Consider the following 15,573-nt stretch of genomic DNA (forward strand, 5'->3'; position numbering starts at 1 on the left):
GATCAGACATGTTCACCGCTCAGTTTTAGAACCGTGAATCAAGCTGCAAAACGAAAATCAATGGGTCCTGACCCTAGGTTTTATCTTCTCTCCCGTGCCAGCGCGTGCCATGTTCACAAGAAATGTAAATGTGGCGTCAGTCAGTGCATCTGGTTCTGTCTGCTTGGCGTACGTCCAAGCAGTGGTCACGACACAACCCTCGTCTTTGACAACAACACGGAACTCTTCAGGTGCACAGAGCGCCTTGAAGCGCGCGACACGGTGCAAGGCCTCGCCCACGTTTTTGGCGTGGAAAGCGACCAGAAAGGAAGGGGGCAACGTCGAACCATGCATAGCCCGCGTCAAGGCCAACCCAATATCATCACCTCCGAGTTTCTGTAGCGCTTCCCACAACGCAAAGAGTTGTTTCGTGCTAATGCGCGCGCCCGGCGAAATCACGCTTTGGGGTAGCATGGCCTCGCGCAACAGCGCTACCGGATTGATCGACAAACTTCTAAGTGCGTTCCAGAACGTGTCTGGCGTCTTTATCCGATCTGGTGCTGGCATGAGTACGTTCCTTGCTGTCTGGGCAGAACATAGCATTTGGAGCCGAGCAAGTTTATAGCGCCGCCCGCCATACCACTCGCAGAACGCGCCAAATGACGATAATCGCTATAGCTTCACCGGGAGCCTTTGTGCTGCTTATGAAAACCAGATCACCAGGACCGGTGCAGCAGGTCGAATGTCTCGGCTATCATCGGGCTATCTTTACGTCGTTCTAACGCCACAAAACACAGGCAAGCAGGAACTGACACGGAATTGCAGACGGCGAGTCCGAAGGATTGCTTTTGATGGAGCGCTATGGAATCGCGACAGAGAATCAGGCCAATGCCGGATCTTACCATTTCAAGCATCGAAGCTTCTTGATCGACCAGAGCAACCACGTTCGGGCGGCTGGCCTGTCCTTCGAAAATCTTGGCCAGCAGGCGATGGTGGACGGAGGCTTCGGGCGTGCCAATCCAAGGGAGGGCTGCAAGAGAAGACCAGTCGGCCTCTTCCACCTGTTTCTGCCAGCCAGCAGGCCCGATCACGCGATACGTGAAATCGGCCAGCTTTAGGGCGTGCACCGGATCGCCTCCGTCTGACCCAATACTGGCAAGGTCATCGGGCCCACACAGGTAGAAACCGGCATCTATCCGGCCCCGTTTGAGCCATGTCAGAATGTCTCCGCTGACACCGTGTATCAGTTCGGTTTCAATACCAGGATGCTCGGTGCGTAAATCCGCCAGCAGTCGACCCAGCCGAATGAACTCCGGATCGACAATCGTGCCGATCGTCAATTTCCCACTCAAACGACCAATACGCTGGCGGGCGCTGCGTTGGAAGTCACTGGCTGCATCGAGGACTTGTTGAGCCTTCGCTAAAACCGCAGCGCCGTCATGGGTGATCTGTAACCCAGTTGCGGTTCGGTTGAACAGCGTAAGTCCCGTCTCTTCACCAAGACGCTTGATTTGATGGCTGATGGCCGGCTGGGTCAGATTCAACACTTCGGCTGCGCGTGAAACGCTACCTTCACGGGCCACCGTCACAAAGGCCAGGATGGTGTTAATATTCGAAAACCGGTCCATATAAAATTCACTAATATGGCATTGTGCGAATTGTCATTAGCTTTTTGTGTGCCGCTCCGGCACAGATCAGTGAAACCAACGTTGCGTGGTGGCGGGTGAACCGCCCCCCGACCTTCGAGGGTGAATTGAAAGGACGGCGTACCGGAAAACACAAATCCGTTTCCTTTCCGGTGCGCAAACGGCGAAGCAAAGACTGAATAGGTGGAAGACAAAGATGTCTGACGGCGCAAACAGGTTCGACTATATCGTGATTGGTGGCGGATCAGCCGGGTGCCTGATGGCCAACAGGCTGAGTGCTGACCCTACGAACCGCGTGTTGCTGCTTGAGGCGGGCAAGCCTGACACCTATCCGTGGATACACATTCCGGTCGGCTATCTCTATTGCATTGGAAACCCGCGCGCAGACTGGATGTACAAGACCCAGCCAGCCAAGGGGTTGAACGGACGCAGCCTGCTTTACCCGCGCGGGAAGACGCTCGGCGGGTGCTCCTCGATCAACGGGATGATCTATATGCGGGGTCAGGCCCGCGACTATGACAATTGGGCCAAGCTCACCGGCGAAGAAGCATGGAGCTGGGAAAACTCGCTGGCTGATTTTAAGGCACATGAGAACCACTACAAGTTGGATGACGGTGCCGACCCGCGCACCGGCGACAACAGTCGGTTTTCCGACCTGCACGGGCATGGCGGCGAATGGCGAGTCGAAAAACAGCGGCTGCGTTGGGATGTTCTGGACAGTTTTGCAGATGCTGCGGTCGAAAACGGCATTTCCAAAACCGATGATTTCAACGCGGGCGACAATTCCGGGGTTGGCTATTTCGACGTCAACCAGCGCTCGGGCTGGCGTTGGAACACGTCCAAGGCGTTTCTGCGCCCGGCCAAATCGCGTCCGAACCTGACGATCTGGACGGAAGCACAGGTTGAGAGGTTGACCTTTGACAAAGGCGGCGACGCTGCGTTGCGTTGCACCGGCGCGGTTGTCCGCCACAAGGGGCAGCCCGTCACGGTCCGGGCCTCAAAGGAAGTGGTTCTGTCGGCAGGTGCCGTGAACTCTCCGCAAATCCTGCAACTGTCGGGGATAGGCCCGGCGGCGCTTTTGAAAGAGCACGGGATAGATGTGGTGATGGATGCGCCTTACGTGGGCGAAAACCTGCAAGATCACTTGCAAATTCGTGCGGTCTACAAAGTCAGGGGTACCAAGACGTTGAACACACTGGCCAACTCCCTGATAGGCAAGGCAAAAATCGGCTGGGAATATGTGCTGAAACGCTCGGGCCCGATGAGCATGTCGCCCAGCCAGTTGGGTGCTTTCACCAGATCGGATCCGACGCGCCCGCATGCCAATCTCGAATACCATGTCCAACCGCTGAGCCTTGAGGCGTTTGGTGAAGACCTGCATGACTTCCCCGCGATCACCGTCAGTGTTTGCAACCTAAACCCAACCAGCCGCGGGCATGTCCGCATCGCGTCTTCGAATTTCCGTCAGGCACCCGAGATCACGCCCAACTATCTGGACACCGACGAAGATCGCAAGGTTGCCGCCCAAAGCCTGCGGCAGGTGCGTGAAATTATGGCTCAGACCGCGATGGAAGCGTACGAGCCGGAAGAATTCAAACCGGGTATCCAATATCAAACCGACGAGGAACTGGCTCGGTTGGCAGGGGACATCGCCAGCACGATCTTTCACCCTGTCGGCACGATCAAGATGGGTCGCGAGGACGATGAAACCGCCGTTCTCGACCCGCACCTGCGCATGAAAGGAGTGGCTGGCCTGCGCGTGGTCGATGCCTCGGTCATGCCAACGATCACAAGTGGCAACACCAATTCACCCACAATCATGATCGCAGAAAAGGCCGCGGGCTGGATACTGGCGGGCCAATAAGACCTATCGACATGCGGGAATAAGAGTTTCTGGGAGGAACCATGCGCAATTCGTTTTCCAATCTTCCGCTGACCGGCTTGAAAGTTGTAGACTTCGGTCAGTACATCGCCGGTCCTGCTGTTGCGATGTTGCTGGGCGATCTGGGCGCAACCGTGGTTCATATCGACCCACCTGACGGTCCGATTTGGGACAGCCCGACAAACGCTGCACTGAACCGAAACAAGGTGATCGTTAATCTGGACCTCAAGACACCAGAGGGATTGGACAGAGCCAAGGCGCTCTGCGCCGAGGCCGACATCATCGTCGAGAATTTCCGCCCCGGTAAGCTGGCCGCGCTTGGAATAGACTTTGCCGCAATGCATGACAAAAGGCCTGAGCTGATCACTATCTCAGTCCCCGGTTTCGCATCGAACGACGAAGAACGGCGCGAACTTCGGGCCTATGAAAGCATCGTCGCGGCAAGTTCGGGTGTGTTCACCGACATGGGGCTGAACCGGGTTCTAATGGGACTGAATCCGTCATTTTCTCCCCTGCCGCTTGCCTCGGCATACGCCTCGCAGATCGCGGCCTCTGCCGCGGTGTTTGCTCTGCAGTCCCGGCAGGTAACAGGCCTTGGTGACCAGATCGAAGTTCCGTTGGCCGCCGCCGTGATGGAGGGGCTCTGCTACAACTCGATCAAGGTCGAAAACATACCCGAGCGCTATCTAACCCAGCGCGAGGTCGAGATCGAACGTCGGCGCATCGAAGGCCTGCCGATGAATGTTGCATATGAAGATCTGCAGGAACTGCTGGACCCGTTCTTCCGCAGCTACATGTGCAAGGACGGGCGCATGTTCTACGTCGTCTGCCCCAGCCACAAGAACCATGCCCGCCGGTGCTTGGAAGTGCTTGGCATTTACGACGAATTGGTCGCGGACGGGCTGACGTCGGAAGACGACACATACAAACCTTGGTCGGAATGGTCGCATGATACCTCACTTGGGGTCTATCCGGTGCCCAAGTTCTGGGCCGATAAAATCGCGGCGCGTATGAAAGAGGTCTTCATGACCCGCACATCGCACGAGTGGAAAAAAATGTTCGGCCGTGGATTGATCCCCGGTGCGCCGCAGCGCTGGCTGCAGGAATGGATTCACGACGAATACGCCGAGACCTCGGGGCTGATGATCGACGTCCACGATCCGATTTATGGCGATATGACGCAACCCGGCCCTGTGGTTTGGATGGAGGAAAGTGGCGAAGAGGCATTGCAGCCCGAGCCCCGCCGATGGGTCGATTTCGACGAAGCGCTGAAACTATTGAGGAAACACAGCACCGAGATTCCAGCACCTTGTGAAGAAACAGCGAAAGAAGGGTGGTTGTCCGGCGTACGGGTACTGGACCTATGCAATGTGATCGCGGGTCCGCATTCGGCCAGTTACCTGGCGCGGTTCGGGGCCGAGGTGATCAAGCTCGACCCATCCATGCCGATGTATGACAGTTGGAACACCGTCATCTATGGCATGTCACAGATGCGCGGCAAACGCTCCATTCTGGCAGACATCAACTCGCAACATGGACGCCGGATTTTCGAGGACCTTGTGAAATCCGTGGATGTCATCGTTTGGAACGCACCAGACAATCAAATCAAGAAAATGGGCCTGGATGCCGATAGCCTGCGCAAGCTCAACCCTGATGCGCTGTTCTGCAAACTCGATTGTTTCAGCGGTGTGCGTCGGGGCACGCGGACCGATTACATCGGTTACGACGATCTGGTTCAGGCGACGACGGGCATCATGTTGCGTTTTGGTGGCGCCATGGACCGGCCAGAGGAACACGCCCATGTAGGCACGATCGATGTCATGTGCGGATTTGGCGGTGCGCTTGGAGTGGCCGCAGCACTCTATCAGAAATACCGCTTCGGTCGGATTGGGCGCGGGCGCACCTCGCTCAATGCCAATAGCGGCCTTTTGCAAGTCCCCTTTGCTTTTGACTACAAAGGCCGTGGGCTGTTTGACGAGCCGTCGGGCCCCGAGGCAAACGGCTATGATGCTCTGACCCGCTTCTATAGCACCGCGTCAGGTCGCTATGTGCTGCTCAGCGCCTACGAAGCCGATCTGTCTCGGTTCCGAAAAGTCGAAGGCTTGGAGGATCTGCCGGATCTGGCGGAAGAAGACCGCGCTGCGTACCTGGCGACCGCCTTCCAAGCCCTTCCTGCGTCGGATTGGGTGGAAAAGCTGCACGCGGCCGATATCGGCGTGGCGATCTGCGAAAACCTCGACGCGTTGCGTGCGCGGAATTCTCGCGAGGCAGATGGCACACCGGGCACCAAAAATGGCAGCTACTCCTTCTCGATTTACCCCGATCATCCGAGTGGGCATGAAGTGACACAACTTGATCCCTACGCGGTGCGCCCAAGCCGTGCAAAAGTGTTTGCGGTCGAACCATCCGAGAAGTTCGGCACTTCAACCAGAACGATCCTCAGTGAACTCGGCTATGCTGATGAGGCCATTGAAGTGATGATCAAATCTGGCGATGTCGCCGAGTCCTGGAGTGAGGAATATTTGCCAAGCTAAGTGAATACCCAAGTCGCTTGTGACAGGGAGTAGGGGCAAATTTGCTTTTTTCTACTGGCGGCCCTGAGCATATCTTTGTGACTGCAGCGGCCAGATACCACTTTGAACCTTTACTGACCGATGCTGCGAGCTGACTGAACTGGTAGAGCGCCGACAATCGCGGACATCCGGCCAAGTTAATCGGATGAGTTCATGGTGCCAATGGCCGCTTTGATCCCGCACATCGGACCTGGTGGACCTTGGTGCTAACTGCAGCTAATGACCGCTTTCCGCCCAATCCCACGCAAGTCGTATGACAGGCGAGTTCCCTAACGTCCCAAAAGTCAAAAGCAGAAAAGTGAGGCACAATACTGGACACAAACCAATTTCCGAACACTTCCCATTGACCCCATTTTATTTATTTTGTTAATTTTCAATATGTTGACAAAAAAATCCTACCACCCCAGCCATAATTTTCCAGAAAAGCCAGGAAAATAAGGAGGCGACAGAGCCCCCGGAAAATTGGATGTGACACAGCCAGCCAGAAATCGACCCGGCGGTCGGTTGCCCAAACCCCTTACCATGGCCTCCGGTTCAGTCAGTTTGACCATGAGGTCAGTACGAAAACGGCCCACTACGACATTCATACTGGATACAGTCCGCCGCTGTTCCGTGACCTACTCGGAAATTTCGTTTTTTTAGCGAATGCGTGCACGCCAACCTCACTGCAACCACACGATAGTTCACGCTACTCAGCAGAAGATAATTCGGCCAATCAGGCCAATCGCAGCGATATTTGCGTACGCAATGGGCGGGCCACAGGCAAACTGGAATCTTACCGCCTCTTCTCGGATGGCAGTTCGTTGCCAGCCAGATCCGAGTAAGAGCGTTCTCCTCGTGTGATTTGCCGACTTAAGACGTTCTTTGCGGCTTTCACTTTGCCCTCACGCAGATGGGTAGTGATTGCATCATGTTCTTTCAGAGATTTGGCAGTGCGATCCGGGCGCTTTGATAAATACGTGCGCATTGTTCGAACGATGTCACTGACTTTCTGATATCCGTCCCGCAGGTAGCTGTTGCCACAATGTCTGAAAAATGCGTCGTGAAAAGCTGCGTCCAACTCGAGATAGCGTTCGAAATCATCGGCCTTCCGTGCTTCAGTCATCTCAGTCACTAAATCCGCAAGTTCATCAAGCAAAGCAGAAGGGTTTTCTTCAAGCGCCTGATCCATCGCCGCTGTTTCGAGGATCAGCCGATACTTACAGAGTTGCACGACATCCTCGTGAGACAGAGTGAAAACAAATGCTCCGCGCCGCGGAACGATCTGCACAAGACCCTGTAGGTTTAACGCTGCAAGAGCTTCGCGAATCGGCGTCTTACTGATACCCATGGTCGTTGAAAGTTTGGCTTCCTGCAGCGACTCGCCCAGTCGAAAGACACCCTGCACGATGTTTCTCCGGATTTCCGCCTCCGCAATTTTGCTCAATGAATCCGGTCTCTTAATTTGCATTTTCCCAGCCATATTCATGGTATCCGACCACTCTACTGTTTCAGTGTTTCAGGTCCAGCATTGATTTATATATTGTATCTGATATGTCAGATGAAAGATCGTAAAATACTAAACCGTTCATGGGAGGATACCTTGTTCAACAAATCCACATTCGCGCTTGCCGTCGCCATGTCGACCGGACTTGCCTTCGCGGCCTCGGCCGAAACAGTTATCAAAATTGGTCACGGCGCCGCCGAGGCATTCCACATGCATCGGGCACTCCTGAAATTCGAAGAACTGGTTGAGACCGGTTCGAATGGCGAGATCGATGTCCAGATCTTTCCATCCTCGCAGATGGGCCCGGACCGCGAGATGATCGAAGGTGTTCAAACCGGTGTTCTTGAAATGGCTATTCCCCCGTCTTCGTTCTTCGCAGGTTGGGATCCGGCTTTTGCGGTGATCGAGCTTCCCTACATGTATGCCTCCAAAGACATCGCCTTTGATGTTCTTGATGGTGAGGCCGGTGACGGAATGCTTGGACGGGTCGAAAATCAGGGACTGGTCGGTCTTGGTTGGCTTGAGTTGGGTGTGCGTAACGTGACCAACAATGTCCGTCCAGTTGAAACACCCGAAGACCTCGAAGGCGTAAAACTGCGCACTATGAAAGTGCCAGCACATGTGGCGACATTCGAAACACTCGGGGCCAACCCAACGCCGATGAACTTTGGCGAGGTCTATTCTGCCCTCCAGCAAGGCGTGATCGACGGGCAAGAAAACCCGCTGGCGATCATTACCTCACAGCGTTTCTACGAGGTGCAGAAATACCTTTCGACCACGGGCCATGTCTTTGCGGTCTACATGCCGGTCATCTCCAAACCATTCTTTGACTCGCTGCCTGCGGAGCATCAGCAACTAATCCGGGAGTCAATGGCCTCCGCTCGTGATTATCAGGCCGAATTGGTCGCCAGCGAAAATGCAGAGCAGCTGGAACAGATCCGTGCTGCTGGTGTCGAGGTTCTGGAACTGACTGCAGAGCAGAGACAGGCCTTCGCCGTCAAAACCGAAAGCGTTCGCCTGCAATATCGCGATGAAGTTGGCGCAGAAGCCTACGACGCTTGGGTCGCGGCGGTATCCGCAGCAAGCGGAAGCTGACCCACGATATACTCTATCAATCCGGGCACCCGTGCCATGCGGGAACGGGTGCCCCTTTCGTTCAAGGGGAGGTGAACGATGTCGGCTATCAAATGGATCGATATGAATGCCGAAAAAGTCTTAGCCAGCGCGCTCTTGGCCGCGATTGTCGTGTTGATCTTTGGCAATGTATTCATGCGCTACATCATGAATGCCTCTCTTTCATGGGGTGAAGAGCTAACGCTTTGGCTGTTCGTCTGGTTCGTCTGGCTTGGTGTCAGCTATGCCTTCCACACAGGCGATCATGTGCGCATCACGGTCCTGCGTGATGTCCTGAGCGAGCGGGCGAGGCTTTTTGCGGATGTTGTGATCGCGCTTCTGGTCCTTGGGTTTCTGATCGTTCTTACAATTGAATGCATCAAGCTGATCCGGCAACCCTTTGTCGCCAGCCAGACCTCGGTTGTTCTGGGGCTGCCAATCCCGATCCTCTATGCCTCAGCGCCGGTTGGTGCGGGCCTGTCCGCGATCCGCGTCACTCAACATCTGATCCGAACCCTGCGTCTGATCGCAGGAACCAAAGTGTGAGGAACCCGGCATGCTTGCGACAACGCTTTTCCTGACACTTTTCGCCCTTCTGCTTTTCAGCGTGCCCATTGGCATCTGCCTGGGTCTTGCGACCATGATCGTGATGGTCTTCGTGGATGGCACGCCGCCGATGGTTCTTCTGGCGCGCTCGGTGGTCACAGGCGCGGATTCGTTTCCGCTGATCGCTGTTCCCTTGTTCATCCTCGCAGGAGACCTGATGCAGCACGGTGGGATGTCCCGTCGACTGGTTGGGTTCGCCAATGCACTGATCGGTCATATCCGGGGCGGGTTGGCTTATGTGAACGTGCTTGCCTGCGTGTTCTTTGCCGCCATATCCGGCTCATCACCTGCGACCGTCGCCGCCATCGGATCAAACATGATCCCCGAGATGGAAAAGGTTGGCTATACGCGCAAATTCAGCGGTGCATTGACGGCGTCTTCGGGGATGATCGGCGTGATGATCCCGCCAAGTATCCCCTTCATCATCTACGGTGTTACTGCCGAGGTTTCGATTGGAAAGCTGTTCCTGGCGGGTGTTGTTCCTGGTATCCTTTTTGCCCTCATGTTCATGTTGGTCGCCCGCGTTCTGCTGCGAAAGGACACGGTTGTTCAGCAATCGACAACCACGTTCTCAGGCCCGGGCGCCTGGCAGAGTTTCCGGTCTTCGATCTGGGCGCTTTTGGTGCCTGTAATCATCCTCGGCGGTATCTACAGCGGTATCTTCACCCCGACCGAAGCCGGTGCGGTGGCCGTGGTTTATGCCGCCTTCATCGGCATCTTCGTCTATGGCGACATCACCCTGAAAGACCTGCCAGAGGTTTTGGCGGGCAGTGCAAAGACCAGCGGCACAATTCTGATATTGGTGATCATGGCGACCGCCTTTGGAAGACTGATCACGCTTGCAAGAATCCCGACAGAACTCGCCACAACGATCACCAGCCTGTCCGACAATCCGATCATCATTCTGTTGTTGATCAATCTGCTTTTGCTGGTGATCGGCATGTTCATGGAGACGATTTCGTCGATCATCATCATGACGCCGATCCTACTGCCGGTTGCAACCGCGCTGGGTGTCGATCCTATCGTCTTTGGCGTCATTCTGACGGTCAATCTGGCCATCGGATTCTGCACGCCACCTTTGGGCGTAAACCTGTTCGTGGCCAGCAGCATTTCGAAGGTCTCCATCGAAAACCTCAGCCGGGCGATCCTGCCATTCTTTGTCGGCATGCTGATCCTGTTGATGTTCATCACCTATGTGCCCGCAATTTCCTTGGCTTTGCCATCCCTTTGGTGACCGGCTGAGGAGCTTCAAACGTTAGACAACAAACAGAGGACCCGGATGGATCTGGACCTATCCCACCCTTCGATAGAAGACCTTCGGAAAACCGCACAAAAGCGCATCCCGAAGTTTGCCTTCGAGTATCTCGACAGCGCAACAGGCAGAGAGCTGGGGAAAAGCGTGAATCGGGATGCGCTTGATGCTATCGGGTTCATGCCCAGCGTGCTGTGTGGACGAACCAAAGCTGACCTCCAAACGACACTGCTGGGGCAGACGTACGATCTGCCGTTTGGAATTGCACCTGTGGGTATGTCTGGATTGTTGTGGGCCGGTGCGGAACGGATGCTGGCGCAGGCAGCCGTCGCGCACAACATACCGTTTTCACTGTCCAGCGTAGCGGTCGCGTCCCCGGAGGATGTTGCCCCCTACATTGGCCAAAACGGGTGGTTCCAGCACTACCCAGTGAACTCTGCAGAATTGCGCCGCAAGATGCTGCCGAGGATTAAGGCCGCTGGTTTTCACACGCTTATTATTACTGTTGATGTCCCGGAAGAAAGCAGGCGTGAACGCCAGAGACGTGCAAACCTGACCGTCCCGCCCAAGGCAGACTTACGCACGCTGGCTGAAATGGCCGCGCGGCCGGCTTGGTGCCTTGCCCATCTACTTGAAGGAATCATGCCGCGCATGCGGTTCTTTGATGACTATGTACCGCAACGCGGCCGAGAGAGTTTCACGCATGCGGGCGCTTTGATCCGGGGCATCCCCGATTGGAAGTATCTGCGAGAATTGCGCGAGGAATGGGATGGTCAACTTGTCGTTAAAGGCGTTCTTCGGCCAGAGGATGCCATCCAAATGGTGGCCGAGGGCATAGATTGCATTTGGGTTTCAAATCATTCCGGTCGCCAATTCGAAGCTGGACCTGCCGTCATCGACCAATTGCCAAAAATCCGTGATGCTGTCGGACCGGATGTCCCGCTCATATACGATTCCGGTGTGGCCTGGGGCCTGGATATCATGCGCGCGCTGGCCAAAGGTGCCGATTTCGTCATGGTCGGGCGGGCGTTTCAGTATGCGGTCACAGCTTTTGGATCACAGGGCATAGATCACCTCGTGCATATTTTGCGAGCTGACATGACAGCTAATATGAGCCAGTTGGGCGTTGAAAAACCAGACCACCTTGCCCGTTTCCTTCTAAACTGCGACTGAGCGATCCGCCGGAATCTGAAAACCTTAGGACCGCGCGTTGTTGTTGGTCGCACGCAGGCCCTTCACGATCAGATCAGCCGTTGATCGCGAACACGCCATCGGTAGATCGTATACTGTTGCAAGACGAGTCAACGCCTTTACATCCACATCATGCGGCATAGGCGAGAGTGGATCGACGAAGAATATCAAAGCGTCGAGCTTCTCTTCGCAGATCATGGCACCGATCTGCTGGTCACCACCAAGCGGGCCGCTTTTCAAACAGGTTACATTCAATTCAGGAAATGCCTCTTTGATACGGCCGCCGGTCGTGCCGGTTGATATGATGCTAACACCCGATAACCGGGCCTGCTGAATACCAACCCAAGCCACGATCTCGTCTTTTCTTGCGTCATGCGCAACAAGCGCGAAACACGGGCGTTCACCGGATGAATTGTTCAACGTAATCCTCCCCAAGACCGACTTCGGCGAAGTGCTTTCGACACAGTTCGATCTTGGTGAAAACATCTTCGTAGCCTTGCACCTCACCCCATGGATCGACATAGCACATCACGCCATTGACCTGGAAATAGGTAATCATCTCTTCGACATCATCTGGAACAACCAACGTGTGTGTCTCACCCGGTGGTTCATAGACATAGCCGCCCTCTTCGGCGACCCAGTCATGTTCCAAATAGTGCCAGCGCCCTTTCAGAACAAAACCGTGGACAGGTTGCGGGTGACGGTGGCGGGAAAGGACTCCAGCCTTACGGACCTTCAACAGGTTCATCCAATAGCCTTGTGAGCGATTGAGGCAGAGGGGCCGGAACCACACATTTTCGGCCTGCGGCACCCAGAGCTTTTCGTCCTCGGAGACCGCGTTCGGTATCACAATCTCTTCCTGTGCATCTTTTGGGAACGGCAACTGATACGGCATTCGGGCAGTGTCGTCGTTTTTCATTGGCCTCTCCTCACATTGCCAGATAGCCACCGTCGATCGGATAAACCGACCCGGTGACAAAGCTAGCATCTTCACTCAGAAGCCAGCGTACAAGCGTGCCAACCTCTTCAGGTTTACCCCATCGTTTCATCGGCGTACGCGCCATGATACCTTCGGTTCGATCTGGGTCGTCCCGAAGACCTTGGGTCATTTCCGTCTCGATCCAGCCCGGTGCAATGGCATTTACTCTGACGCCGTCCTCGGCCCAGCGACCTGCCAATGCCTTGGTGAGTTGTGCGACCCCACCTTTTGAGGCGGAATAGGCCGGGACCAGTGGGCCGCCAAAAGTGCTGAGCATGGACGCGGTGTTAACGATTGCCCCACCCTGCTCGACCAAAAGCGGTTGTGCGGCGAGGCAGCAGCGCATCGTCCCGGTCAGGTTTACATCAAGAACCCTGGCAAAGACGTCGATATCATATTCTTCACCCCTGAGCAGAATCCCCGCGCAGTTCACCAAAGCGTCGAGGCGCCTGAGGTTGCCGAACACAGCATCGACCGAAGCCTGATCTGTCACATCGAGAAGCTGTGTTGTTATCCCGGCCTGAGGAGCAAAGGCATCCAGCTCAGAGTTCGACACGGATGCGGCGATAACGGACCAACCAGCATCAGCAAGCGACCGCGCCACACCCGCGCCGATACCTCGGGTGCCTCCGGTGACAATGGCTTGTTTCATCTTTGATCTTTCAGTGCTTGGGTGAAAGCACGCGCACGTGCGCCAATATCATCCAATGCACGGCCCGGCTTGAACAGGGCCGATCCCAACCCGAACCCGTTTGTCCCGGCTGCCTGGTACGCGGCCATTGTTTCAGGTGTGATCCCCCCCACCGCAGCAATGACAGCCTCTTGGGGCAAAATCGCACGCATGGCGGCGATAGCGGTCGGCGGCACCATCTCAGCTGGAAAGAACTTTAGAACAGAGGCACCAAGATCCAAGGCGGCAAAGGCCTCGGACGGGGTCACCACGCCCGGACACCAATACAGACCCCGCGCAACCGCGGCACGCCCCACATCCGGGTTCATGTTCGGTGAGACTATGATCCGCCCGCCTGCCTCAGCAACCGCGTCGACTTGCTCAGCGGTCAGGACTGTGCCTGCCCCTACGACGGCTTGCGCGCCATAATGCTTGGCAATTCGAGCGATCGACTCCAGCGGATCTGGAGAGTTCAGCGGAACTTCGACGATACGAAAGGCGGCCTCAATGAGCTCACCCGCAACTGGTAACGCGTTTTCTGGTTCCAGCCCGCGCAAGATTGCAATCAGTGGGTTTTCGGCCAGCGCCACGGTGAGGTTGATCATCCCAAAAGCCCCGCTGCGCGGGCAATCAGAAAATGCCCTTTGGCGACGATATCATCCGGCGCTCGGCGGGTTTCCAGCCCCGCGGCCCGTAGGGCAATATCATAGCGGTCTGACAGGTCGCTGCGTCCCACAAGGGTGACGGTGCCGATGTTTTCGACAGCGCGGGTCGCAGCCGCAACCTCTGCACCTATCAGAAGGCCGGACAAGTAATCAGCCGTAGCGACCTTGGGGATTTTGCCCATGAGTGGAAGGGTCCGAACGTGAAACAAATTGTGCAATAGATTAGAACCCCCTTCGAGGCCCGCAGCTACGCCGGTTTCAAAGGCAGCTACGTCGAAGTCGTGATCCTCCATCAACGTGCCAAGGATCGTGTGCCCCTTGAGAGCTGCGAAGATCTCGCCCGTCATATAGGTCGAGAAATCCACGATCTGCCCATCCGCAACTTGGACCCATTTGCTGTGCGTGCCCGGCATTACGAAAGTACCGTCGTTCAGGCCAAGCGCGGACGCGCCAATAATCTGCGTTTCCTCGCCGCGCATCACGTCCGGGCCGCCCGCGTGCTCGATAGATGCCCCCGTCACAAAGTGAATCCGGGCTCCGCTATCGGCATCATGTGGCACCAAAGCCCGCGCAAGACCACAAGCGCCAAGCGGCATTTCGGCATAGGGCGTTTCAACCCATCCGTTCCGGCTGGTTATCATGCCTGATGCAAGGATCGGCAGATCAATCTGAGCAACCCAAGGACCAATGAGACGATCAAGGACCGCCTCGAAGGTCTTTCCAGAAACCTGCATGATGCCTTCGGGTGAAGAGACACCGTCAATGACCTCACCATCCGCACCAATAAGAAAAGCACGGAGAGAAGACGTTCCCCAATCGACACCGATAAGGGCTGGTTCAGATACGACCGAATTCATTTAAAAGATCCTCGACGGTTTTTCCCTTGGCGACCCACTTGCGGGTTTCTTCTTCGCGGTCAGCCTGTTCCTGGGCAAGGCGCACGGTTTCTTCGGCCAGTTCCTGTGGAACCACGACCACGCCCATCAAATCGGCCACGATGAAGTCCCCCGGGTTTACGACCACGCCACCACAGGCAATCGGCACGTTGATCGAAAGCTCGTCCTTGCGTCCAGAAAACATCGTGTGCGTTCCGCGCGGGGTGATCGCCCGTGTCCAGATGGGCCAGTTGATGTCTTCCAATTCGTCCGTATCGCGTCCCGTACCATCTACGATCATGCCGCGAATGCCCCGATTCTGCGCCAGCCCACCCATGAGCCCGCCGCAGACCGACGTATTGACGTCGCCGCCCGCATCCACAACGATCACGTCGCCGGGTTGGCCCATCTCCAAGGCTTTCAGAGGGTCAACGAGGTCGCCTTTGGAAAGCTGCACAGTGACGGCCTGGCCCGTAACCTTGGCGCGAAATGCGGGTTTGATAGCACTGTCCATCACACCGGTGCGGTACTGAACATCGGCAAAGATGGCTGCTGCTGAATAGGCCTCAAGCACCTTGTCGAATTTCTTGAGCAGATCCGGGTTTCGTTCAAAGTCATTGAAGACCCTAAGGTCACTACTAACGTCTGGCATTCTT

15 protein-coding genes are annotated in these 15,573 nt (G+C 55.8%); 6 read left to right on the forward strand and 9 right to left on the reverse strand.

The genetic code is table 11. The annotated features are described in order from the left end of the window. Positions 1-57 precede the first annotated feature (57 nt). Positions 58-546 (reverse strand): AraC family transcriptional regulator ligand-binding domain-containing protein, encoded by a 489-nt coding sequence (locus tag AC2FLD_RS18245; RefSeq protein ID WP_496672291.1) that lies wholly within the window; start codon positions 544-546, stop codon positions 58-60. A 149-nt stretch (positions 547-695) separates the two neighbouring features. After that, a complete protein-coding gene (locus tag AC2FLD_RS18250; RefSeq protein WP_496672288.1) occupies positions 696-1,607 on the reverse strand; it encodes a LysR family transcriptional regulator in 912 nt (303 codons plus the stop codon). Positions 1,608-1,821: 214 nt separating this feature from the next. Here AC2FLD_RS18250 and AC2FLD_RS18255 point away from each other — a divergent pair, with 214 nt between their 5' ends. Together AC2FLD_RS18255 and AC2FLD_RS18260 are read left to right on the forward strand one after the other, a co-directional pair. Next, positions 1,822-3,489: a GMC family oxidoreductase gene (locus tag AC2FLD_RS18255; protein ID WP_496672285.1), complete on the forward strand. Its 1,668-nt coding sequence runs from the start codon at positions 1,822-1,824 to the stop codon at positions 3,487-3,489. A 41-nt stretch (positions 3,490-3,530) separates the two neighbouring features. Continuing rightward, on the forward strand, positions 3,531-6,041 hold the full coding sequence (locus AC2FLD_RS18260) for a CoA transferase (RefSeq protein WP_496672284.1): 2,511 nt from the start codon (positions 3,531-3,533) through the stop codon (positions 6,039-6,041). 814 nt (positions 6,042-6,855) lie between these two features. Here the strand turns inward: AC2FLD_RS18260 and AC2FLD_RS18265 are convergent. After that, entirely contained in the window at positions 6,856-7,542 is a 687-nt protein-coding gene (locus tag AC2FLD_RS18265) for a GntR family transcriptional regulator (RefSeq protein ID WP_496672281.1), read from the reverse strand. 78 nt (positions 7,543-7,620) lie between these two features. On the opposite strand from AC2FLD_RS18265, the gene AC2FLD_RS18270 reads away from it, so the two are divergent. From AC2FLD_RS18270 to AC2FLD_RS18285, 4 genes are all read left to right on the forward strand, one after another. Then, positions 7,621-8,661: a TRAP transporter substrate-binding protein gene (locus tag AC2FLD_RS18270; protein WP_496672278.1), complete on the forward strand. Its 1,041-nt coding sequence runs from the start codon at positions 7,621-7,623 to the stop codon at positions 8,659-8,661. Between the two features lie 78 nt (positions 8,662-8,739). Continuing rightward, positions 8,740-9,225, forward strand: coding sequence for a TRAP transporter small permease (locus AC2FLD_RS18275; protein ID WP_109312800.1), 486 nt, complete (start codon positions 8,740-8,742; stop codon positions 9,223-9,225). A gap of 10 nt (positions 9,226-9,235) precedes the next feature. After that, positions 9,236-10,519, forward strand: coding sequence for a TRAP transporter large permease (locus tag AC2FLD_RS18280; protein WP_496672276.1), 1,284 nt, complete (start codon positions 9,236-9,238; stop codon positions 10,517-10,519). Between the two features lie 45 nt (positions 10,520-10,564). Then, positions 10,565-11,710 (forward strand): alpha-hydroxy acid oxidase, encoded by a 1,146-nt coding sequence (locus AC2FLD_RS18285; protein WP_496672273.1) that lies wholly within the window; start codon positions 10,565-10,567, stop codon positions 11,708-11,710. A gap of 24 nt (positions 11,711-11,734) precedes the next feature. Here AC2FLD_RS18285 and AC2FLD_RS18290 read toward each other — a convergent pair whose 3' ends face one another. From AC2FLD_RS18290 to AC2FLD_RS18315, 6 genes are read right to left on the reverse strand one after another with little or no spacing between them, the layout of a single operon-like run. Further along, positions 11,735-12,148, reverse strand: a complete 414-nt coding sequence (locus tag AC2FLD_RS18290) for a methylglyoxal synthase (protein ID WP_496672271.1) — start codon at positions 12,146-12,148, stop codon at positions 11,735-11,737. Further along, positions 12,129-12,647 (reverse strand): 2,4'-dihydroxyacetophenone dioxygenase family protein, encoded by a 519-nt coding sequence (locus AC2FLD_RS18295; RefSeq protein ID WP_496672268.1) that lies wholly within the window; start codon positions 12,645-12,647, stop codon positions 12,129-12,131. The genes AC2FLD_RS18290 and AC2FLD_RS18295 overlap by 20 nt, the downstream gene beginning before the upstream one ends. Before the next feature lie 10 nt (positions 12,648-12,657). After that, on the reverse strand, positions 12,658-13,359 hold the full coding sequence (locus tag AC2FLD_RS18300) for an SDR family NAD(P)-dependent oxidoreductase (protein WP_496672266.1): 702 nt from the start codon (positions 13,357-13,359) through the stop codon (positions 12,658-12,660). After that, a complete protein-coding gene (locus tag AC2FLD_RS18305) occupies positions 13,356-13,982 on the reverse strand; it encodes a 2-dehydro-3-deoxy-6-phosphogalactonate aldolase (RefSeq protein ID WP_496672263.1) in 627 nt (208 codons plus the stop codon). The genes AC2FLD_RS18300 and AC2FLD_RS18305 overlap by 4 nt, the downstream gene beginning before the upstream one ends. Continuing rightward, positions 13,979-14,899: a 2-dehydro-3-deoxygalactonokinase gene (locus AC2FLD_RS18310; RefSeq protein WP_496672260.1), complete on the reverse strand. Its 921-nt coding sequence runs from the start codon at positions 14,897-14,899 to the stop codon at positions 13,979-13,981. The genes AC2FLD_RS18305 and AC2FLD_RS18310 overlap by 4 nt, the downstream gene beginning before the upstream one ends. Next, positions 14,880-15,569, reverse strand: a complete 690-nt coding sequence (locus AC2FLD_RS18315; protein ID WP_058275456.1) for an RraA family protein — start codon at positions 15,567-15,569, stop codon at positions 14,880-14,882. The genes AC2FLD_RS18310 and AC2FLD_RS18315 overlap by 20 nt, the downstream gene beginning before the upstream one ends. Positions 15,570-15,573: the final 4 nt, after the last annotated feature.

This window comes from Ruegeria sp. CDSA021 (assembly GCF_059612325.1).

Excerpts from the sequence above, each read along its gene's own strand:
- AC2FLD_RS18255 (WP_496672285.1), top strand. The coding sequence starts at position 1,822 with ATGTCTGACGGCGCAAACAGGTTCGACTATATCGTGATTGGTGGCGGA.
- AC2FLD_RS18300 (WP_496672266.1), bottom strand. The coding sequence starts at position 13,359 with ATGAAACAAGCCATTGTCACCGGAGGCACCCGAGGTATCGGCGCGGGT.
- AC2FLD_RS18270 (WP_496672278.1), top strand. The coding sequence starts at position 7,621 with ATGAAAGATCGTAAAATACTAAACCGTTCATGGGAGGATACCTTGTTC.
- AC2FLD_RS18295 (WP_496672268.1), bottom strand. The coding sequence starts at position 12,647 with ATGAAAAACGACGACACTGCCCGAATGCCGTATCAGTTGCCGTTCCCA.
- AC2FLD_RS18305 (WP_496672263.1), bottom strand. The coding sequence starts at position 13,982 with ATGATCAACCTCACCGTGGCGCTGGCCGAAAACCCACTGATTGCAATC.
- AC2FLD_RS18245 (WP_496672291.1), bottom strand. The coding sequence starts at position 546 with ATGCCAGCACCAGATCGGATAAAGACGCCAGACACGTTCTGGAACGCA.
- AC2FLD_RS18250 (WP_496672288.1), bottom strand. The coding sequence starts at position 1,607 with ATGGACCGGTTTTCGAATATTAACACCATCCTGGCCTTTGTGACGGTG.
- AC2FLD_RS18265 (WP_496672281.1), bottom strand. The coding sequence starts at position 7,542 with ATGGCTGGGAAAATGCAAATTAAGAGACCGGATTCATTGAGCAAAATT.
- AC2FLD_RS18310 (WP_496672260.1), bottom strand. The coding sequence starts at position 14,899 with ATGAATTCGGTCGTATCTGAACCAGCCCTTATCGGTGTCGATTGGGGA.
- AC2FLD_RS18260 (WP_496672284.1), top strand. The coding sequence starts at position 3,531 with ATGCGCAATTCGTTTTCCAATCTTCCGCTGACCGGCTTGAAAGTTGTA.
- AC2FLD_RS18275 (WP_109312800.1), top strand. The coding sequence starts at position 8,740 with ATGTCGGCTATCAAATGGATCGATATGAATGCCGAAAAAGTCTTAGCC.
- AC2FLD_RS18280 (WP_496672276.1), top strand. The coding sequence starts at position 9,236 with ATGCTTGCGACAACGCTTTTCCTGACACTTTTCGCCCTTCTGCTTTTC.
- AC2FLD_RS18285 (WP_496672273.1), top strand. The coding sequence starts at position 10,565 with ATGGATCTGGACCTATCCCACCCTTCGATAGAAGACCTTCGGAAAACC.
- AC2FLD_RS18315 (WP_058275456.1), bottom strand. The coding sequence starts at position 15,569 with ATGCCAGACGTTAGTAGTGACCTTAGGGTCTTCAATGACTTTGAACGA.